Consider the following 18,344-nt stretch of genomic DNA (forward strand, 5'->3'; position numbering starts at 1 on the left):
AAGGAGGGGGTGCGTCTCGCGCCCCATCTTCCTCACAAGAACGGCAACGCCCTTCCCTCCTACAGCCCAAGGGTGGCCACATGCCTCCCTTGGATCACGCCCCCCGACATCCCCGAACCTCAACGAGGTTCCCTCGGTCCACCCCGCACCATCCCATCCCCAACGCAATCACCCCACCTCCCCGTAGAACTTCGGAAACACCTGCTCCAATCGCACCAAGGCCCGCTTGAGATTCGCCCGCGAGAAAATCATCCGGTCCAGCTTCGGTGCCCAATCCTTGTTCGCGGCGATCACCTCTTCCACCGCTTCCGCATCGATCGGTTTGCCGGCCGCCCGCAAATCCACCGCCGCGAAATCCACCGTCGCCAGCAGTTCGAGTTCATCGTTGGTCTCGCGACCGAAGCTTGAGAGCACCTGCTCCACCGACCGGCAGACCGGAAACTTCGCAACATACCCGTCGATCTCCGCGATCGAATCCCCCGCCAAGAGCCCCTTGAACTTCCCGTACGCGCCGCGCCGGACGAATCCTTTCTCGATGGCAATATCCTCGGGTCCGTCAAACTTCGCCCAAGGGCTGTAAGGCCCCGCCGCCTTCTTGATGTAGTGCTTGGTCACGTCTTCACCCGCCAGCCGGTGCGAGAGATAGGCCAGCTTGTTGTAGCGCATGCGGCCCAGCGGAAACTTCGGCGTGGAGAGGTCGCGGGTCAGTTGGGCGATGACGAGAGCCTCTATGAATTCGGCGGAGTCGTCGGAAGACTCGTAGGCAGAGAAAGCCTCCTTCGGAGCCTGCTTCCTTGACGGATGGTCGGAAGCAAGCTCCGTGACCATGGCAGATAGAAGGTCCGCAGCAGCACTGCGGGCGGTGGCGAGTTGGGTTTCTAGCGCGTCTACCAAGGTCATCAGTTCGTTCACCTTCGCCACGATCCGGCGCTGTTCGGCGAGGGGTGGGACTGGGGCAAAAAACTTGCTGATTGATGTGGCATTCACGTTTGGCACACCGATTGATCGCAGGCTGAGGCCAAGCAGGTTATTTCCGTGCGGTGAGCTCAGAAAGAGATAGTAGAATTCTGCTGTCACTTCGTGAGGGAATCGAAAACGTATAAGGTAAGCACTCGGAATGGCTGAGTAGCCTCCTTTGAAAACAGCCATCATGCCGATCGTGCCAGATCTAGTAACCAAGAGGTCGTTTTCCCGTAGGGCATAGAGCGCCAGTTTCTTCGGGTCATCGACTTGAACTCGCGGGGGTTCACGAAGGACAATTTGCCCCCCTGGCGTCATGTCCGTTGTTCGGATTGTCGGTATTCCGCCTTCCTTCACATACTCATCTTTGCCGAACCGTGGACCGTAAAATGAACTCTCGTAGATTTCTCCGAGTCGTGCGACGGCCCACGAGTATGGAACAGAAAACGAAAGAGAGTTCTCGTCTGAATCCCCGGATTTGGATTTATCATCTCCCTTTCGATCGCGTTCCCGCAAGACACTCAGCACATCATCGCCAGTTCCTTCGTTGGGGTCTTGTGGGACAAGTTTCCCTTGAACAGCGAGCGTGAGGATGGATTTGCGAAGATCGGCGGGGGAGATGGCGTAAGACTTGTGGAAGAGGAACTCGACGTTGGCCGGAGTGGGTGCTTCGGCGAAGCGAGCTAGCGCAGCCCGGGCCAGCGCAGCCCGCCGCGTCTCCCGTTGCTGCTGCTGCGCATCAGCCTGTCACACAAGGCCATCAATTCATCCACCTTCGCCACAATCCGCTCTTGCTCGGCGAGAGGCGGCATAGGAATGGGAGTCTGTTTTGCGCGAACAATTGTGAACGTGTGCACTGTCGTGCCCATGCTCCCTTTATGAATCTCTCGATTCCAATACGGGGACAGCATGACTAAGCGGAGATAGCGAGGATTGAGTCCGAAGCAGTTTTTGAAAATGAGTACGCTTGCGTCTTTGAAATAGAATCGATCTCGATCCCCAACGACGTAGGGAACGCCGATTGTCCCCACGCCCGTAATCATAATGTCATTTGGCTCTGGAGTTAGCCCGTCAGACGCCAATCGCTGATAATGCTCCTCACTAATAAACAGATCATTGTTGACCTTCCCGAACTTCGAGAGTTTGACGATTTCTCGGGCACGAAAGAACGGAACTCCGCTGGAGGTCCAATCCTTCTCGTGAACCCTGCAACTCGAACTGATCAACCCCAATGTTCCTAGTCTGCACCATCGCCATTCACTTGGGATGCCGAAGGAAATCTCATCCGATTCTACGGGCGGAAGAGCGTCCAGTTTTCTCCCGCGGCCCGCCTTCCGGCTAGAATTTCGAGCAGCTTCAATCTCCCGCAAGATGTCGTCCGCTGATGATTCGCTTAGAATTTGTTCAACGAGCCTCCCCTGAATTGCCAAGTCCAGCACCAACTCCCTCATCTTCGCCACCGCATCGGGCGCATCCGTGAAGGTTTCGAACTTCTCGAAGAAGGTTTCCAGCATCATTCGATTGTGCCGGCGGTGGCGTTGAGGGCGTGGTGGAGTTCCTTCTTCAGCTTCGCGCGGGTATCGGCGATCTGGGCAAGGAGCTTCTCGTATTCCGGCAGCAAGTGATCCACGTCGCCGGGACCAGTGTCGGAATTGTGCGGGTTCTTGAGGTCGAGATTGAAGTTCCCAGCTCTGATCTGATCGATGAAAACACGCCAAGCCTGTTCGTTCTCAACCCGGCCTTTGAAGCCATCCTTCTCATCACCCCACCATTGGCGCTCCGCCTCGAACTCCTCGATGCGGACGGGTTTCCCCTTGTTATAGCTCTTCGCGCCGGGCGGATAAGGATGCTCGTAGTACCAGACTTCCTTGGTCGGAGCGCCCTTCGTGAAGAAAAGCAGATTGGTCCGGATGCCGGTGTAGGGATTGAACACTCCATTCGGCAGGCGGACGATCGTATGGAGATTGCACTCGGTCAGCAGAGCCTCCTTGATCCGTGTTTTCACGCCCTCGCCGAAGAGCGTACCATCCGGAAGCACCAACCCGGCGCGTCCTCCCGGCTTGAGCAGCTTCATGATCAGCACCAGGAAGAGATCCGCGGTCTCCCGGGTGCGGAACTCGGAGGGGAAATTCGCCTCGATGCCGTCTTCCTCCATCCCGCCGAAGGGCGGGTTGGTCACTACCACATCCACGCGCTCCTTCGGCCCCCAATCCCGCAGCGGTCGCGCGAGCGTGTTGTCGTGCCGGACATTCGAGGGCACGTCGATCCCGTGCAACAGCAGATTCGTCATGCACAGCACATGCGGCAGGTGCTTCTTCTCGATGCCCGAGAAACAATCCTGGATCATCCGCTCGTCCGCCTCCGTTTTCGCCTGCTTGCGCAGGTGCTCGATGGCACAGGCCAGGAAGCCGCCGGTGCCGCAGGCCGGGTCCATGACGGATTCGCCCAAGCGCGGATTCACCTGCTCCACGATGAACTGGGTCACCGCACGTGGCGTGTAGAACTCCCCGGCATTGCCTGCGGATTGCAGGTCCTTGAGCAGCTTCTCGTAAATGTCCCCGAACATGTGGCGGTCGTCGGAAACATTGAAGTCGATCCCGTTGATGCGGTTGATCACCTGCCGCATTAGGGTGCCGTTCTTCATGAAGTTGTTGGCATCCTCGAAGACCATTCGGATCAGCCCCGAGATACGGTCCGTGCCGCCCGTCAGCGTCTTGAGCTTCGGCAGCAGCGTGTTGTTCACGAAGTCCAGCAGCCCCTCCCCCGTGATCCCTTCCTCATCCTTCGCCCAGGCGGACCATCGCAAGTGCTGCGGCAGCGGGCTCCGGTACTTGTCCCGGATCAGCTCCAGCTCCTGCTCCCGGTCATCGAAGATCTTCAGGAAGAACATCCATCCAAGCTGCTCTAGCCTCTGCGCGCCGCCGTAGGTCCCGGCGTCCTTGCGCATGATGTCTTGGATGGTTTTGACGATATTGGAGACGTTTGGCATCGCTCAGAGCTTGGGGAGAAGGTTCTTTGAAGCGCCTTCGAGAACCGCAGCAAGAAGAAGCGTGATATTGTTAATGAAGGTGATGTATTTCTGATGGCTTCCTCGAAAAAAGCTGGTAATCAGCATTCCGTGAACGGCCCAATTTCGAGCGGCATAGATCAAGGCAGGGCCTTGAATGGCTGGAGGCGCATGGTTTACCCGTTTGGTTCCTGCCGCCGCTGCTGCTGCGTTTGCAACTGAGGCTGCATTGAGAGCAGCGCCGATTGCTGATCCCATGGGTCTGGTGCGATCTTCAGGTCGCATATACTTGTGATAAATGATCTCCCACATTGTAGGGGTTCCGTCAGCCCGCAAAACCCCTACCATTGAGTCCGCCCTGCACTCCATCGAGAGAAGGGAATTAATGTTGCCTACGCAGGCGCTTTCCAGTGTGGGGTCTAGGGCTGCCGACTGATAGAGAACCTCAAACCTCTTTGCCTCTGAATTTTGGATGCTGTTGGGAAACGATGTGACTGATGCCGCGAGAGTCAGAATCGAATCTTTGGCAAACAGAGCATTCGCGGAGGTCCACATCTGATTGAATCGTACAGATTCTAGGATTCCTTGGCCACGAGCTGATTTGGTCTCGGATCTTGTCGAGAATTTGAGGTCCTCCAGCGCGACCGCCCATCGTATCCAGTCCCTAGCTGTGCCGAATCCCACGAGTTTCTCAGCCTCGCCGGGAACTAGTGAGCCTGAACTCGTTTTGTGAGCGGCGACCTTGGATGCGCATGTTCCAAGGAGCGACCTGGCGTGCCTCAGTCTCTTCAGCGTTTCGTCTTTCATCAATTAGGCGGCTTGTGAGTAGAGAGCAACCTTGAGATCGCGAACCGCTTCGAGGTAGGTCGTCTTTCCGCCAAACAGCATAACGATTTCCATTGGAGTGCCGAACGAAGTAAGGGGGTCCACTTTCAGGATCTCAAGCGATTCTACACTGGAGATTCCGCCATCCGAATATTTCTCAAGGAGTGCTTCGAGAACTGCACGTGCTCTTTCGCCATACTTTCCAAACACACTACGCTTGTTGACCTTTGCTGCACGCTCCCGTCTCGTCAGCGGTGGCGCATCGAAGGCGACGTGGCAGATAAGATCGAAGGCGTCGTAATCACGGCCCACTTGCTCAGCGAGTTCGTCGAGGAAGACCCCCTTTGTTGCCAGTTCTTCCAAGATGACCTGCTTCTTCTCCGCATCGTGCCAGACGCTCAGGAAGTCATCGAGCGACGCATAGTCTTGTCGCACGGTCTTTCGAGAGTAGTCTTTGAGCGATTCGGTGATGAGCTTCCCGTGAGCATCCAGATACTGGACTCGCTCGGTGGCTACCTTGACCTCAACCTTGTCGACGTAGTAGGTTACGCGCCGTGCTTGGCCATCGATGGGCAACGACAGGGGCGTGGCATCGGGCTCCTCGGCGATTCGCGTGGAATCAGGATCATCGTTCTCATCTGGAGGAGTGACGGACTCCTGTTCCTTCGGCTCGTAGATCTGGACCGGCTCACCGTCGAAATCAGGATCGGCGAAGAGGGCGGTGGCCTTCTTGAAGTCTATGATCGTGAAGAACAGCTTCCCGTAATCTTCATTGATCCGCGTGCCGCGGCCGATGATCTGCTTGAACTCGGTCATGGAAGCGATCCGCCGGTCGAGCACGATGAGCTGGCAGGTCTGCGCATCCACTCCGGTCGTCATGAGCTTCGAGGTCGTCGCGATGACCGGGTAGGTGGATTCCGGGTCGATAAAGTTGTCGAGCTGGGCCTTACCCTCGTCATTATCGCCGGTGATTCGCATCACGTATTTCGCGTTTGCAGCCGCTAGGTCCGGGTTGGCATTAACCATCGCTTGGCGCATTCGCTCGGCGTGATTGATGTTTTCACAGAAGATGATCGTCTTCGAGAAGCGATTGGTGGCCCTGAGGAACTCGGTGACCTTAGCGGCCACGCCTTGGTGCGCTGTTCGAGAATGAGATTCCGGTCGAAGTCGGCGTCGTTGTATTCGCGGTCCTCGATGAGCTGGCCAAATTTGTCGGTCTGGCCGTCCTCCGGGCGCCAACCATCGAGGTCCTTATCGAGCCCGATGCGGATGACCTTGTAGGGGGCGAGGAAACCGTCGTTGATCCCTTGCTTGAGTGAGTAGGTGTAGATGGGGTTGCCGAAGTATTCGATGTTAGAAATCTCTTTGGTTTCTTTCGGTGTAGCGGTGAGACCGATCTGGGTCGCCGAGCCGAAGTAGTTCAGGATCTCGCGCCAAGTGGCATCTTCAGCAGCGCTGCCGCGATGACACTCGTCCACCACCACGAGATCGAAAAAGTCGGGGGAGAACTGCTTGTAGATGTTTTGCTCCTCAGCCGTGCCGGTAACCGCCTGATAGAGGCAGAGGTAAATCTCGAATGACTTGTCCACCGTCCGGTTGGTGATTTTGGTCATCGCCGTGCCGAAGGGCTTGAAGTCGTTCGTCTTGGTCTGGTCCGCCAGGATATTGCGATCCACCAAGAATAGGATCCGCTTCTTGGCTCCCGACTTCCACAGACGCCAAATGATCTGGAAGGCGGTGTAAGTCTTCCCCGTGCCCGTGGCCATGACCAGGAGGATCCGATTCGAACCGCGCGCGATGGCGTCCACGGTGCGGTTGATCGCGATCAACTGGTAATAGCGGGGCAGCTTGCCTGATCCATCCGAGTAGTAGTCTTGAGTAGCTACCGACTCTTGCGTGGGTGTGTAGCCCTTTGCCGCGCGGTAACGGTTCCAGAGCTCTTCCGGGGTGGGGAACTCTTCCAAAGAAAGCTCTCGCTCGACGGGGCCGTTTGAGCCGGTGCGGTCGTGCTCCAAGAAGCCGTCGCCATTCGAGCTGTAGGCAAAGGGGATATCGAGGATCTCCGCGTATTCCAAGGCCTGCTGCATGCCGGCCCCGATGGAGTGCTTGTTGTCCTTCGCCTCGACGACGGCAAGGGGGATGTTGGGCTTATAGAAGAGAATGTAGTCAGCCTTCTTGGCTTCTCCTCGTTTCACCGACTTGCCCCGCACGATCACTCGCCCCTTGGTGAAGTAGCGTTCTTCAAGAACCTGAGTCATCATATCCCACTTCGGTTTCGTCACCCCAACTATGGCGGGAGTGATGAACTTCGAGCGGATATCGGTTTCCGTGAGGGCTTTCTTATCCATTCCAAGGGCTGGGGAGGCTAATAAAGGTTAGGCCGACACTAACGGAGTCATCTGAAGTCTGAAAACACAATACAGTCGCCACTGCAGGCGATTGACGGGGGAATCTTGGATTCTGAAATCCCGGGACCTGCTCCTATCTGGGTCCGCTCTTGGCACCCCTTATTGGAAACTGTGCCGGATCTAACAGAAATTTACGTAATGCATTGATGAACAGTGTTTGGATTCTTGGGGAGACAGACATTTCCAGACGTTTCCTCACCCGGTGCTCCCACGTGCCACCCTCCTCCCCGCTCAAAAATGAGCGCCTCGTCCCGAGGAAATCACACCTGACCGTTGCCGGTAGGGCGAAGGCCCGCTAGCATGAGGGCATGCCCGCCGCCGCCCTTGACCTCAAGGAAGCCATTCTCGCCCTGAAGAAGGAGCGAAACGCCGTGATCCTCGCCCACAATTACCAGACCGGGGATATCCAGGATCTGGCCGATTACGTAGGGGATTCCCTCGGCCTGGCCTACCGCGCGAAGGAGACGGATGCGGATGTGATCGCCTTCTGCGGGGTGCATTTCATGGCGGAGACGGCGAAGATCGTGAACCCGGGGAAGATCGTGGTGCTGCCGGACAAGGACGCGGGTTGCTCGCTGGAGCAATCCTGCCCGGGCCCGGAGCTGGAGGCCTTCCTGCAGGCGAATGCGGAGAAGAATTACTACGTCATCGCCTACATCAATTGCTCGGCGCACGTGAAGTCGCTCTGCGACGTGATCTGCACCTCGGGCAATGCGGTGAAGATCGTGAACAAGGCCCCCGCCGACCGCCCGATCCTCTTCGTGCCGGATGCGAACCTGGGTGCCTGGGTGATGGAGCAGACCGGCCGCAAGATGGATCTGTGGCAAGGCTCTTGCTACGTCCATGTGGAATTCACCCGCGCCTCGATCGCAAAGATCAAGGAGGAGCATCCCGACGCCCTCGTGGTGGCGCACCCGGAGTGCACGCAGGCGGTGCGCCTGCTGGCCGATGAGGTGTGCTCGACGGAGAAGATGATCACCTTTTGCAAGAACGCCCCGGTGAAGGACATCATCGTCGTCACCGAGAGCGGGATGCTGCACCGCCTGCGCAAGGAGTGCCCGGACAAGAACCTGATCGCCGGGCCGACCGACCGCTGCGCCTGCGCGGACTGCCGCTACATGAAGATGAACACCCTGCAGAAGCTCCACGATTGCCTCGAAAAACTCGAACCACGCGTCGAGATGCCCGAGGACATCCGCCGCAAGGCCGAGGTGCCGCTCCTCCGCATGCTGGAGCAATCCAAGTAGCCCGGGAGCGCGGAACTCCGGCTTTGCGGAGTGGTCCGACACGGATCTCCTCTCTCCTCGGACAACCTCCGGCCCGCATCTTCAATCCCCCCACCCGCGCCCAGCGCGGCAAACCGATAGATGATTGAAAGCTCCTTGATGGATGATTTCCCCGCCCCCCTCCTCCCGCGAGAGCGAAGCTCTTCCGGCACGGCGGGAGCAGCGGCGATCCTCAATGGGGTTTTTCGATCGCCACTGTCTAACAGCCGGAAGAACTCCGCTCCCGCGCTAGGCGGGCAGGGCTCCTTGAGCCAGCGCCTCGCGACTGGCTTTCACCGGCACGCGACGCTCTACAAAAAGCAACATGGGGATGCAGAGAAGCAAGCAAACGCTGGCGCTGCCGGCGAGACCGAGCGCCATGCGGGTCTCATCCGGCACCCGCTGCGGGGTGGTCTCCGGCGGATCGACATACACCAAGGCGGGCGCTTGGCCGCTGGCCCCGGCCTCATAGGTGCTGCGCCAGGCATGCGCCACCGCGAGCACCATGCGGCGCGCTTCCTCGGCATCGCCGCTGCGGGCCTCCAGCTTCACCAGCTCCGGACCGGCCTGCGGGGTAACGGTGACGCTGGACCAGAGCGAGTAGGTGGCCATGGGGTCCCGGGTGCCCCGCTGCCCCGCGAGATTGCGCACGGCCTGCTCCATCACGGCGGGGGACTTCAGGCTCTCGCTGGCGACCGGACCCTCCCCGGCCCGCAGGAGCGCGGTGCTGCGGTAGGTGGCAGGCACCGCCCAAACGATTCCCGAGCCCAGACCCCAGAGGGCGAAGGGCAAGACCGTCAGAATGCTCAAAGCCACGATCCACCGCCGCGACCTCCAGCGGGCCGTGGCTGCGGAAAGTTTTTCCAGGACTGTGACAGGGGAGGGAACTCTCCGCTTGTTAGAAGCCATTTCAGCTTCTCAGACCAACAAGTCATCCGAGAGTTCAAAAATTTCCCCAAATTCAACCCGGCTTAAGCGAATATTTCAAAAAATGCCTTATTCCACCCGCTTCCAGCCGACCGGGTCCAAGCCCTTGTAGCTGGCGGCGAAGATCCAAGGCTTCTCGTCCGGCCCTTGTCTGGTGCGGTGGAATTCCACAAGCCGGATCCGCCCATCCCAGTGAGGCACGGATTCGGGCAGCACCACCTCGCCAAGCTCGCAATCCTCGGGCCGCTCTTTGATCACATCGGGGAGTTTCGTCATCGTCATCGCAACATGCAAAGGATCGCGGCCTGCGCAAGTCCCTCCGTGTCATGCCCTGCGTGGAATCGCGGGCGGGGTGCGGGATGAGGCGGGCATTTTTCCTTCGGATTTCACCACTGAATTCCTTGACACCCCCGGTGTAGTTCGGCTTTCTTCCCGCCCGCCAGCGCCGCAAGGCAAAGCGAAAGCACCCATAGCTCAATTGGATAGAGCGTCTGACTACGGATCAGAAGGTTAGGAGTTCGAGTCTCTTTGGGTGTGCCACTTTCAAGGCCCTGCAATCAAAAGGTTGCAGGGCCTTCTTGTTGGCAGTGGCTTGGCTAGCGCCAATGCTGCATAAGCGGGCCCTTCGCACCGTAGACGGGGTCGAGCTCGGGGAGGGGCAGCTTCTTGATGCGACCCCGGGCCGCATCGTGGTTGGCCTCGCCGGGGCGGATGAGGTCCGGCTTTCCACCGCCGGGGTAAGCGCCCACGACTTGGAAGTCCTGTGAGGAGGCGATGCACTTGTGGCCGACTCCCGCGGGCAGCAAGATCACGTCGCCGATGTTCACCTGGAACTCGGAGCCTGCTTCGCCGCCGAGCATGAGGGTGGCGGAGCCCCGCGAAACTCCGAGGACCTCATGCGTGTTGGTATGGAAGTGCTGGTAGGAGTAGACGCCCCAGCGCCAGATGCCGGACCAGCCGTTCGCGATGAAGCGTTGCTCGAACCACGCGGCGGGATCCCCGGCGTCGGCGGCCTCTGTGCGACGCATGAGGATCAAGGGGAGATCGGAGTTGTTGGGAGTCTTGCCGTCGTCGGCGAAGAAGCGCGTTTCGATCCGGGTGGAGGGAAGCATGAGGAGATCGGAGTGCTAGGGAGGCCTAGGGTGATTTGAATCGGCGCCTCCGCGAGGAGGGCATCATTTTCCGGTCCAAGGTCTCGGCGTGGTGCTGGGTGAACTCGGCACCGAAGAGGAGGATGGCGGAGGAATAGTAGAGCCAGATGAGGATGGCAATGAAGGCACCGGCGGAGCCGTAACTGGATTCGATGGCCTCACGGCCGATGTACCAGGCGAGGATCGACTTGCCGGTCGCGAAGAGACCGGAGGTGAAGATTGCTCCGACCCATACGGCGCGCCATGGGATCCATGTGTCCGGAAGAATCTTGAAGATGGCCGCGAAGAGCAGGCCGATGAGGATGAAGGAACTGATCCCGCCGAAGGCGGCCCAGACCGGTGCGGGAATGGAGGCGATCTCCCCGACGCGCTGACCGATGAACTGGAGGATCGCGGAGAAGATCATGGAGACCAGAAGGAGGAAGCCGGTGCCGAGAACCATCGAGAAGGAGAGGAAGCGCGCTTTGACCATGGCCCAGATGCTGGAGCCGCCCTTCTCCGGGATGTTCCAGATCGCGTTCAGTGATGCCTTCAGCTCGCCAAAGAATCCGGCGGCACCGAAGAGAAGGATGACGAGGCCGACGAGGGACATGAGCAGGCTTTTCCCGGGACGGTGGGCATGGGCGACCATGTCTTCCACCATGAGCGCGCCCGAGGCACCGAGATCGCGATGGAGTTCGGTGAAGATCATGCCTCGCACCGCTTCATCGCCGAAGACAGCGCCTGCGATGGAAAGTATGATCAGGAGCAGGGGTGCCAGAGAGAAGGCCGCGTAGTAGGCTAGGGCGGCGCTGAGCCGCATGCCGTTGTCTTGGATAAAGCCGCGCATGGAATCAGCGAGGAGCTTCCTGATCGGGATGGGAGGGTGACTCTTTTGCCTGCCAAGGGTTTCGTTCGCGCTTCTGGTGTTTGCCGTCGCCGCCATGGGAGATAGATTCGCATGAAACAGGCCAAGGAGTTTCGAGGGACAGGAGAGTGGGGCCCCATGCAAAACGCGAGATGCAAGGAGCCGGGGCGGTGCAGATTGCCAAGGCGGTAGTGAAGAATGGTCGTCCAATCCGCTCGGATCGTGTCGGCATACTTCATGCGAAATGTCGAGGAATGAGCGACAGTCACCAAGGAAACATCAGGCAGTATGTGAACGACATGATCGGGCTGGAGGCGGATGTTGTCCATGCGATCAAGGGACAACTGGCGGATGAGAGAATTTCTAGCCGATCGGATCTCGCTCCCTTGTTGCGGGAGATTGCCGATGCGGGAGAGCGCCGCTTGGAGCGCTTGAAGGAACTTTCAAAGGCAGAGGGCGGAGCTTTGGGGTCGGCGATCAAGGAGGGGGTGACTACGGCCACAGGTGTGCTGGCAGGACTTTACGGACGGGTGCGCGAGCATCCTTTGTCACGGATGGTGAGGGATGACATCATCGCGCAATCGGCGGCCTCCACGAGCTACGGGATGCTGCTGACACTGGCGCTTGCGGCGGGGCATGCGGGATGCGAAGCGCTGGCGAAGGATGGATTGAGATCTACCTCTCCTGCAGTTACTCGTCTCACTGCGCTGATGCCGGACATCGTCGCTGAAGAGCTTGCCCAAGATGAACCATTGGCGAATCCGGCGGCGGCGCATGTGGCTCTTGCTGCGATTCGCGACTCTTGGAACCAATCACCTTCCGTATGATGATACGCAGGCAGAACTCGAAATTCCTAGTGGCTGCGGCTCTCGGGCTGGCCCTGCCGGCACTCGCGGACCGCGTGGTTCGCATGGCTGCCGGGAAAGGCTTCGCGGCGTTCACCGGTGAGCCGCCGCCGCGGAACCCTGCAACGATCGGGGTAAGCTGGGGGCAAGCGTTTGTATGGACTGCGGTTGCAGGCGCGCTGGGTGGCGTGGCGCGCATGGCGGCGCGGAAGGCGCTGAGCCGCAAACTGCCAACCGAACATTAAAGAATCTCGAATTATGAATAAGGAAGAAGACCAATATACGGAGAAGACCGAGCATCCGCGCGCACAGGACCACGGCACGAGCCATGTGGTGCGCAAGCAAGGGATGGGCGGTGCCGTAGGAACCGCAGTGGGCACGGCCACGGGGGCGGCGGCGGGGGCTGCGGTCGGCGGCTTCGCCGGACCAGCGGGAATGGCCATCGGGGCGCTCGTCGGCGCTGGCCTCGGAGCGGTGGGAGGTAAGGCGGTGGGCGATCCGGTCAACACGTCCTTGGAAACACCGGTGCCGGACGAACGGCCTAAGGAGCCCGAAGCGGAGAAGACGCGGCCTGGCGAGTGAGCGCTTGCAGTTCTGTTAGCCCAAGCGAGGTTGCAAGGTGGGAAAAAGAGAAGACAAAGAGCAACCCAAGACCGTCAATGAACTGCTTGATCGCTTCGAGGAAGTAGCTGCAGACGGTGATGAGGTTTCGCTCGATGATCTGATGGATGCCATCGGGCGGCGATCCTTCGGGCCGCTGTTGATGCTGGCAGGTCTGGTGTTATCGGCACCGGGCATCAGCGACATTCCGAGTGTGCCGACGATGGCGGGGATCTTCATCCTGATCATCTCGGTGCAAATCCTTTTCGGCCGGGGGCAGTTCTGGCTGCCGGGCTGGCTGTTGAAGCGCTCGCTCAAGAGCGAGCGGGTGAAGAAAATCTCGTCCGGGAAGTGGGTGCGCCGGGTGGCGAAGTGGATCGATGGATTCGTGGTGGAGCGACTGCAAGTGATCGCGGGGCCGCAAGCGAACTACGTGGTGGCGATCGTGTGCACGATCCTGGCGCTGATCGCACCGATCACCGAGTTCGTGCCACTGAGCGGGATCGGGGTGGGTGCGGCGATGCTGAGCTTCGGAATCTCCCTGATCGCGCGGGACGGGCTGATGGCTCTGATCGGATTCGGGATCTCCGCCGTGACCACAAGCTTGGCGGTGATGGGAATCCAGTGACGTGGGAAAACCAAAAAGCCGCCCCGGTTGCCCGGAGCGGCTTTTGATTCGTGTGATCCTTACGGTGCTTCTTCCACATTCACGCGGAAGAACTTCTTGCCCGTGTCGATCGTGATCCGCCAAGCGTAGAAGACCGCATCATTGGTGATGCCCGCGTTCAGGCGACCATCGCCATAGCTGACCAGCGCGCCGGTGGCATCGACCATTTTCACGTCGGACGACTGGAAGTCGTTGTCATTCGCGACGAAGAGGAAGAAGTCGTTCGGCTGGGGTGTGGAAAGGTCCGGCGCCAAGGCCATTCCTTCCATCTTCTCGTTGATGGTATTCGAGTTCGCGGGGTTCGTGTTCGTGTTGAACCCGAACTTCGCGAGATCGGCGGGATTCAGGATGTTGATGATCTCCGCGGTGGCGGCGGCATTGATACCGGGGGCCAGCACGCCGGCCGGGCTGATCTGCGCGCCGACGCCATCCTGGAGGCCGAGGATGTTGGTTGCGGAAGCGAAGTCCACGAGCTGCACCGACTTGAAGACGATGGGATCGGTGGTGCCCCTGCCCATGCCGTTGCCGTCGCGTGGCAGCATGAGGAAGGCATTGTCGCCGATCGCGACGATCTCGGACTGAGCGGCGGTTCCATCGAGGGCGGAGCCGTTGCCGTTGAGATCGATCTGCGGGAGCTTCACGACATACTCGCCGATCAGCACCGGGTTCTCGCGATTCGCGCCGGCGATGTCGTAGACGTAGAGGCGGGCGTGATTGCGGGTCTGCTGTTGGCTGCCGTTCGTATCCTGCACGGTGGCGCTCTGCAGCAGGGCGAAGAGGCGGTTGTCATCGGGCGTCACGGACATGCCTTCGAGGCCTTGGTTGTTGCGGCGACCGTTGGTCGGTGCGGCAACGGAATTAAAGTTCAGCGTGTCCGCCGAGCGATGCGGGCGAGCGCTCTCCGGAAGCTGGGTGAGTCCGGTGATCTGTTTCGCCGCATTGAAGCGGGCGATGTAGGTACCATATTCATCCGAGACGAAGCCGGAGCCATCCGCGAAGAGATGAACGGCTTCCGCATCGAAGCTGAGAAGGCTTTCCTGCGCGCCGCCCGGGCCATTGGCCGCGATGACCATCCCGACCTGCTGGCCGAAGAGCGAGGAGACGCCGGTCGGGTTCAGGCCGGTGGTGAACTTCGGGGTGCTGCCATCGAGGTAGGTGAACTTCGTGCTGCTGGCGTAGCTCGCGGCGATCTGGGTCTGCGCGACCGGAGTGCTGCCGTAGTAAGGCGTGAAGGTGAAGTCCACCTGATGCAGGCGAGCAGCGTAGTTCGAGAAGATGGATCCCGAGTTGTAGCCACGGTCCGGGAGCACCTGGAACTTGCCGCTGAACTGCGTGCCATTCCATGCCCAATCGGTCACGAAGAGGCCGGAGGCGGCTCCTTGGGTTTCACCGAAGCTGTCCACGTTCTCACCGCTGATCCGACCGGCGCCGACGAGGCCTTCGTTGATCACCCGCACGCCACCGAGCGAGGCACCGGAGGGCGTGCTGGTGTTCGGTGTCATGTAAGTCGCGGAGACGCCCGGTGCCGAGGGCCCGGTGCCGGGGAGCGAGTAAGTGACGCTCGTTTCGTCGCCATCGACGATTTCTCCCGCGGTCACGTAGTCGACCGCGGAGATGGCATCGACCCAAGTCTGCAGGTCGCTGGAGACTTGGAGACCGCCATTGATGCCGCCAGTGTTGGTGAGGCGGGTGAAGGAGAGCTGCAGTCCGCCATTGATGCTCGTGAGATGCGGCAGGTTCGCGAGGTCGCCACCATTGTTCGGGCTCTGGTTGAAGAAGAACTCGATGCCATCGGTAATGCCGTCGCCATCGCTATCCGCATCGAAGCCGCGCGAAGCAAAGCCCTGCGAGCTCAGCCACAGCGCGAAGTCGAGCGGACCGCCACTGGTCCAGACACCGGGAGAGCCGATCTCGTTGGGATCGTTGGCTGCGAGGAAGGCACCGTTCACCCCGGGCACGCTCTTGAGCGTCACCGCGCCGACATTGACCGCGGCGGTGTTGTCGAAGCTCCCGAGGATCGGGCCGGAGGGCGATTGACCGAAGGACAGGTTCGCGACGCGCACCTGATCGGTGTTGTAGAGATTGACCGCATCACCTCCGGTGCTGAGCCCGATGCTGGAGCCGCTGTAGCTGCCGAGCTGAAGACCCGCCGGAGGATTCGAGCCAAACCATGTCGATAGGAAGGTGGCGTGGGTTGTGGCGGGCGTGGCGGTTTCAAAGAAGATCACCGACTCTCCGGCTGCGATGTCGGTCACGCCGAAGAGCGGCAATGATCCGGCAAAGGTTTCGGAGCTGTCGTCCACGCGCCAGCCTTCGATGTTGATCGAGCGGCCACCAACGTTTGTGACTTCGAACCAATCGGCACCGACTGGAGTGCTGGTGCCGCTGCTCCACGGGGCGACCTCCGTGATGCGGAGCAGGCCCGGGGCGGAGTAACCGGGCGAACCGACTTCATTGGGAGAATTCACTGCGACTGCGGCCCCGTGCACGCCGGCCACGCTGAGGAGGGTCAGCGCCACATTGTTATCGGCCACGGTATTGTCGAAGCTGGCAAAGGTGCCGGTAGGCGAGGCTCCGAAGCTGACCTTGGCCTGCAGCAGGCCCGAGGCGTTGAAGAGGTTGACCTGGTCACCACCGCTGCCGAGGCCGATACCGGAGCCGGTGTAATTCCCGATCTGCAGGCCGGCCGGAGGATTCGAGCCGAACCAATTCGATATGAAGAGAGCGGACTTCGTGGGGAGATCGTTCGTCTCAAGGAAGATCACCGATTCACCGGGAGCGATGCTGGTGATGCCGCTGAGAGCGACGGCGCTACCGAAGGAGGCGGAGTCGTCATCGAACTTCCAGCCGGTAATGTCCACGGCTTCCGCGCTGATGTTGGTCACCTCGAACCAATCCGAGCCCACCGGGCTGTTGCCGCTGCTCCATGGAGCAACTTCGGTGATCAGGAGTTTGGGAGCGGGCGGCTGCTCGTTCGTATCATCGCCGACATTCAGCGTGAAGATCGTCGTCAGATCCGGCGTGCTACCCACCGTGGTGTCATCCACGCTGATGGTGATGCTGAAGCTGGTCTTGGTCTCGTAGTCGAGCAGGGTCCCGGCCTTCAGGTAGAGAGCGGTGCCCGACAACTCGAAGGAAGCGGCGTCCGCACCGGAGAGGCTGAGGGTGTTCGTGCCCAAGCCGTCGTCGGTCACCACGACGTCGGCGATCTTCAGCGCATTCGCGGTGCTGGTGTTTTCCATCACCGGGTTAAGCGCGTTCTCCACGGCCACCAGGGTTGGGGCTTGGTTCGAGGCGCTGGTTGCTTCATAGACCCAGAGTTGCGGGTGGTCGGCACTGCCGCCGCCGTTCTCGCTCACGATGTAGATGCGGCCCGAGCGATCCATCGTGATCCCTTCGTGCTGCTGCCCGCCCACCGTGAAGGGATTGCCGGCATCGGTTTGGATGTTGAGCGTGCTGTGGATCACGCCGCTGCGGTTGATGTTCACGACCCGGCCATCTTCCTGGCTCAGAACGAGGAGATTTTCCTCCTGCGCTTGGCCATCCATGGAGGGCAGGTTCGAGAGCGCAAAGACATCCGCGAAATCGCTCATGCCGGTGAGCAGCGGATCGAAGAGATTGATGGAATTCTCGGTGGTCGGCGAGCCGTTGGTGGCGGTGCCGAGATCGAAATCCATGCCGGTCTGGAAGAGGCCCATCGGGCTGATCTCCTTCAGGCAGATGAAGCCGGCGGTATGCGGATCCCAAGAGAGGCCTTCGGTGCCGGTGTTATCGACGAAGGTGCCGATCTTCACCGTCTGTGTGGCGCTGCGGGCGAGGGTGGTGCCGGCGGCGTAGGTGAACTTCACCAGCTGGCGCTCGCGTTCCTCCGACATCACGAACTGGCCGCCACCGATGTAGGTGATCCCCTCGATGTCGTAGAACTCGGTGCCTTGCGGACCGGTGCCGGAAGCCAGCGTCATGGTGTCGACCAAGGCACCGGTCTTCGAGACCTGGGTGACCGAGCGGCCACCATCGCCGACGATGAAGAGGGTGTCGGTGTCCCAATTGTAGGAGACGCCGGAAGCTTCCTGGCAGAGCAGGTTATCGGTGGGCGGGGTGGTGCGGGTGGGCTCGGGCAGATCGTAACGGCCGATGCGCACGTAAGTGGCGAGATCCACCGAGGTGATGCCCGCGGTGAAGGGAGTAGTGGAGAAGGGGACGTCCGGGGGCGTGAGGTCGATGCTTTGATCGCCGGAGGCATCCTGCGTGATCCACTGGACGGGATCGTTGAGGAGAGCGCGGTAGGCGGCGAAGTTGCTCAGGCCGGTGCGCGCCGCATTGTAAGCGGCGATGTCCATATCCGCATCCGTGCTGACGAATTCGATGGCATTCGTGCCTGCAACCAAGCCGGCGGGCAGAGTGGCCCCGGTGGTAAGCGCGTCGTTGGCGATCGCGCTAAGGAATACCGAGGGGGCTGTAGTGGTGCCTTGATAGGCGTAAACGATCTCGTCGGAGTTCGAGAGTCCGCGGTTGGCGGGTTCGAAGAAGAAGACGGAGCCGAGATTCGAGACGGCGGTGCCGGTGCCGATGCTGTCGATCGTCACGATGTTACCCGCGGCGATGTTCGCGGTAGCGGTCCAGGTGAAACCGGATTCACCGGTATTGAAGCCGGAGCCGGTCCACTCATTGTCGGTGAAGTGGATCTCGGTGCCCGAGGGGATGGGGGCGAGAGCGACGAAGGCGAGGTTGTCGTTCCCGTCGGCATTGAAGCCGGTGAACGCGATATCACCCGTATTCAGGGCGAAGGACGAGGTAGCCACCGCCAGGAAGGCGGAGGGGAGGGCAGTGCGAGTGTTCATT

Annotated in this window: 14 protein-coding genes, 1 tRNA gene and 1 pseudogene; 6 read left to right on the forward strand and 10 right to left on the reverse strand. The window is 60.2% G+C overall.

The features are described from left to right. Positions 1–168: 168 nt before the first annotated feature. The 5 genes and pseudogenes from OJ996_RS00935 to hsdR all read right to left on the reverse strand — a co-directional run bounded on the left by OJ996_RS00935 (position 169) and on the right by hsdR (position 7,140). On the reverse strand, positions 169–1,488 hold the full coding sequence (locus OJ996_RS00935) for a restriction endonuclease subunit S (RefSeq protein ID WP_264510213.1): 1,320 nt from the start codon (positions 1,486–1,488) through the stop codon (positions 169–171). A gap of 155 nt (positions 1,489–1,643) precedes the next feature. After that, positions 1,644–2,474 (reverse strand): restriction endonuclease subunit S, encoded by an 831-nt coding sequence (locus OJ996_RS00940; protein ID WP_264510215.1) that lies wholly within the window; start codon positions 2,472–2,474, stop codon positions 1,644–1,646. Next, complete coding sequence (locus OJ996_RS00945) at positions 2,474–3,949, reverse strand: N-6 DNA methylase (protein ID WP_264510217.1); 1,476 nt, start codon at positions 3,947–3,949, stop codon at positions 2,474–2,476. The genes OJ996_RS00940 and OJ996_RS00945 overlap by 1 nt, the downstream gene beginning before the upstream one ends. 3 nt (positions 3,950–3,952) lie before the next feature. Further along, on the reverse strand, positions 3,953–4,774 hold the full coding sequence (locus OJ996_RS00950; protein WP_264510219.1) for a hypothetical protein: 822 nt from the start codon (positions 4,772–4,774) through the stop codon (positions 3,953–3,955). 3 nt (positions 4,775–4,777) lie between these two features. Beyond that, positions 4,778–7,140: pseudogene (gene hsdR, locus OJ996_RS26355) on the reverse strand (EcoAI/FtnUII family type I restriction enzme subunit R). Positions 7,141–7,508: 368 nt separating this feature from the next. On the opposite strand from hsdR, the gene nadA reads away from it, so the two are divergent. Beyond that, the gene (gene nadA / locus OJ996_RS00965) at positions 7,509–8,447 is read left to right on the forward strand and encodes a quinolinate synthase NadA (protein WP_264510224.1); all 939 of its coding nucleotides are present in this window, start codon (positions 7,509–7,511) and stop codon (positions 8,445–8,447) included. 267 nt (positions 8,448–8,714) lie between these two features. On the opposite strand, the gene OJ996_RS00970 is transcribed toward nadA, so the two are convergent. Together OJ996_RS00970 and OJ996_RS00975 are read right to left on the reverse strand one after the other, a co-directional pair. Beyond that, on the reverse strand, positions 8,715–9,281 hold the full coding sequence (locus tag OJ996_RS00970; protein ID WP_264510226.1) for a hypothetical protein: 567 nt from the start codon (positions 9,279–9,281) through the stop codon (positions 8,715–8,717). A gap of 180 nt (positions 9,282–9,461) precedes the next feature. Continuing rightward, the gene (locus OJ996_RS00975; protein ID WP_264510228.1) at positions 9,462–9,668 is read right to left on the reverse strand and encodes a hypothetical protein; all 207 of its coding nucleotides are present in this window, start codon (positions 9,666–9,668) and stop codon (positions 9,462–9,464) included. 187 nt (positions 9,669–9,855) lie between these two features. Between OJ996_RS00975 and OJ996_RS00980 the strand changes: the two genes are divergently transcribed. Continuing rightward, positions 9,856–9,932, forward strand: a tRNA-Arg gene (locus OJ996_RS00980). A 56-nt stretch (positions 9,933–9,988) separates the two neighbouring features. On the opposite strand, the gene OJ996_RS00985 is transcribed toward OJ996_RS00980, so the two are convergent. Beyond that, a complete protein-coding gene (locus OJ996_RS00985; RefSeq protein ID WP_264510230.1) occupies positions 9,989–10,504 on the reverse strand; it encodes a cupin domain-containing protein in 516 nt (171 codons plus the stop codon). 25 nt (positions 10,505–10,529) lie between these two features. Then, positions 10,530–11,372: a YihY/virulence factor BrkB family protein gene (locus OJ996_RS00990; protein ID WP_264510232.1), complete on the reverse strand. Its 843-nt coding sequence runs from the start codon at positions 11,370–11,372 to the stop codon at positions 10,530–10,532. A 272-nt stretch (positions 11,373–11,644) separates the two neighbouring features. Here OJ996_RS00990 and OJ996_RS00995 point away from each other — a divergent pair, with 272 nt between their 5' ends. From OJ996_RS00995 to OJ996_RS01010, 4 genes are read left to right on the forward strand one after another with little or no spacing between them, the layout of a single operon-like run. Further along, positions 11,645–12,217, forward strand: coding sequence for a hypothetical protein (locus OJ996_RS00995; RefSeq protein ID WP_264510235.1), 573 nt, complete (start codon positions 11,645–11,647; stop codon positions 12,215–12,217). Then, a complete protein-coding gene (locus tag OJ996_RS01000; protein ID WP_264510237.1) occupies positions 12,217–12,480 on the forward strand; it encodes a DUF4235 domain-containing protein in 264 nt (87 codons plus the stop codon). Before OJ996_RS00995 ends, OJ996_RS01000 begins: the two co-directional genes overlap by 1 nt. Before the next feature lie 13 nt (positions 12,481–12,493). Further along, the gene (locus tag OJ996_RS01005; RefSeq protein WP_264510239.1) at positions 12,494–12,817 is read left to right on the forward strand and encodes a hypothetical protein; all 324 of its coding nucleotides are present in this window, start codon (positions 12,494–12,496) and stop codon (positions 12,815–12,817) included. A 37-nt stretch (positions 12,818–12,854) separates the two neighbouring features. Beyond that, on the forward strand, positions 12,855–13,463 hold the full coding sequence (locus tag OJ996_RS01010; protein ID WP_264510241.1) for an exopolysaccharide biosynthesis protein: 609 nt from the start codon (positions 12,855–12,857) through the stop codon (positions 13,461–13,463). A 59-nt stretch (positions 13,464–13,522) separates the two neighbouring features. On the opposite strand, the gene OJ996_RS01015 is transcribed toward OJ996_RS01010, so the two are convergent. Continuing rightward, positions 13,523–18,343, reverse strand: coding sequence for an esterase-like activity of phytase family protein (locus tag OJ996_RS01015; protein ID WP_264510243.1), 4,821 nt, complete (start codon positions 18,341–18,343; stop codon positions 13,523–13,525). Position 18,344 lies beyond the last annotated feature (1 nt).

It is taken from the genome of Luteolibacter rhizosphaerae (assembly GCF_025950095.1).
GTDB classification, from domain to species: Bacteria; Verrucomicrobiota; Verrucomicrobiia; order Verrucomicrobiales; family Akkermansiaceae; genus Haloferula; species Haloferula rhizosphaerae.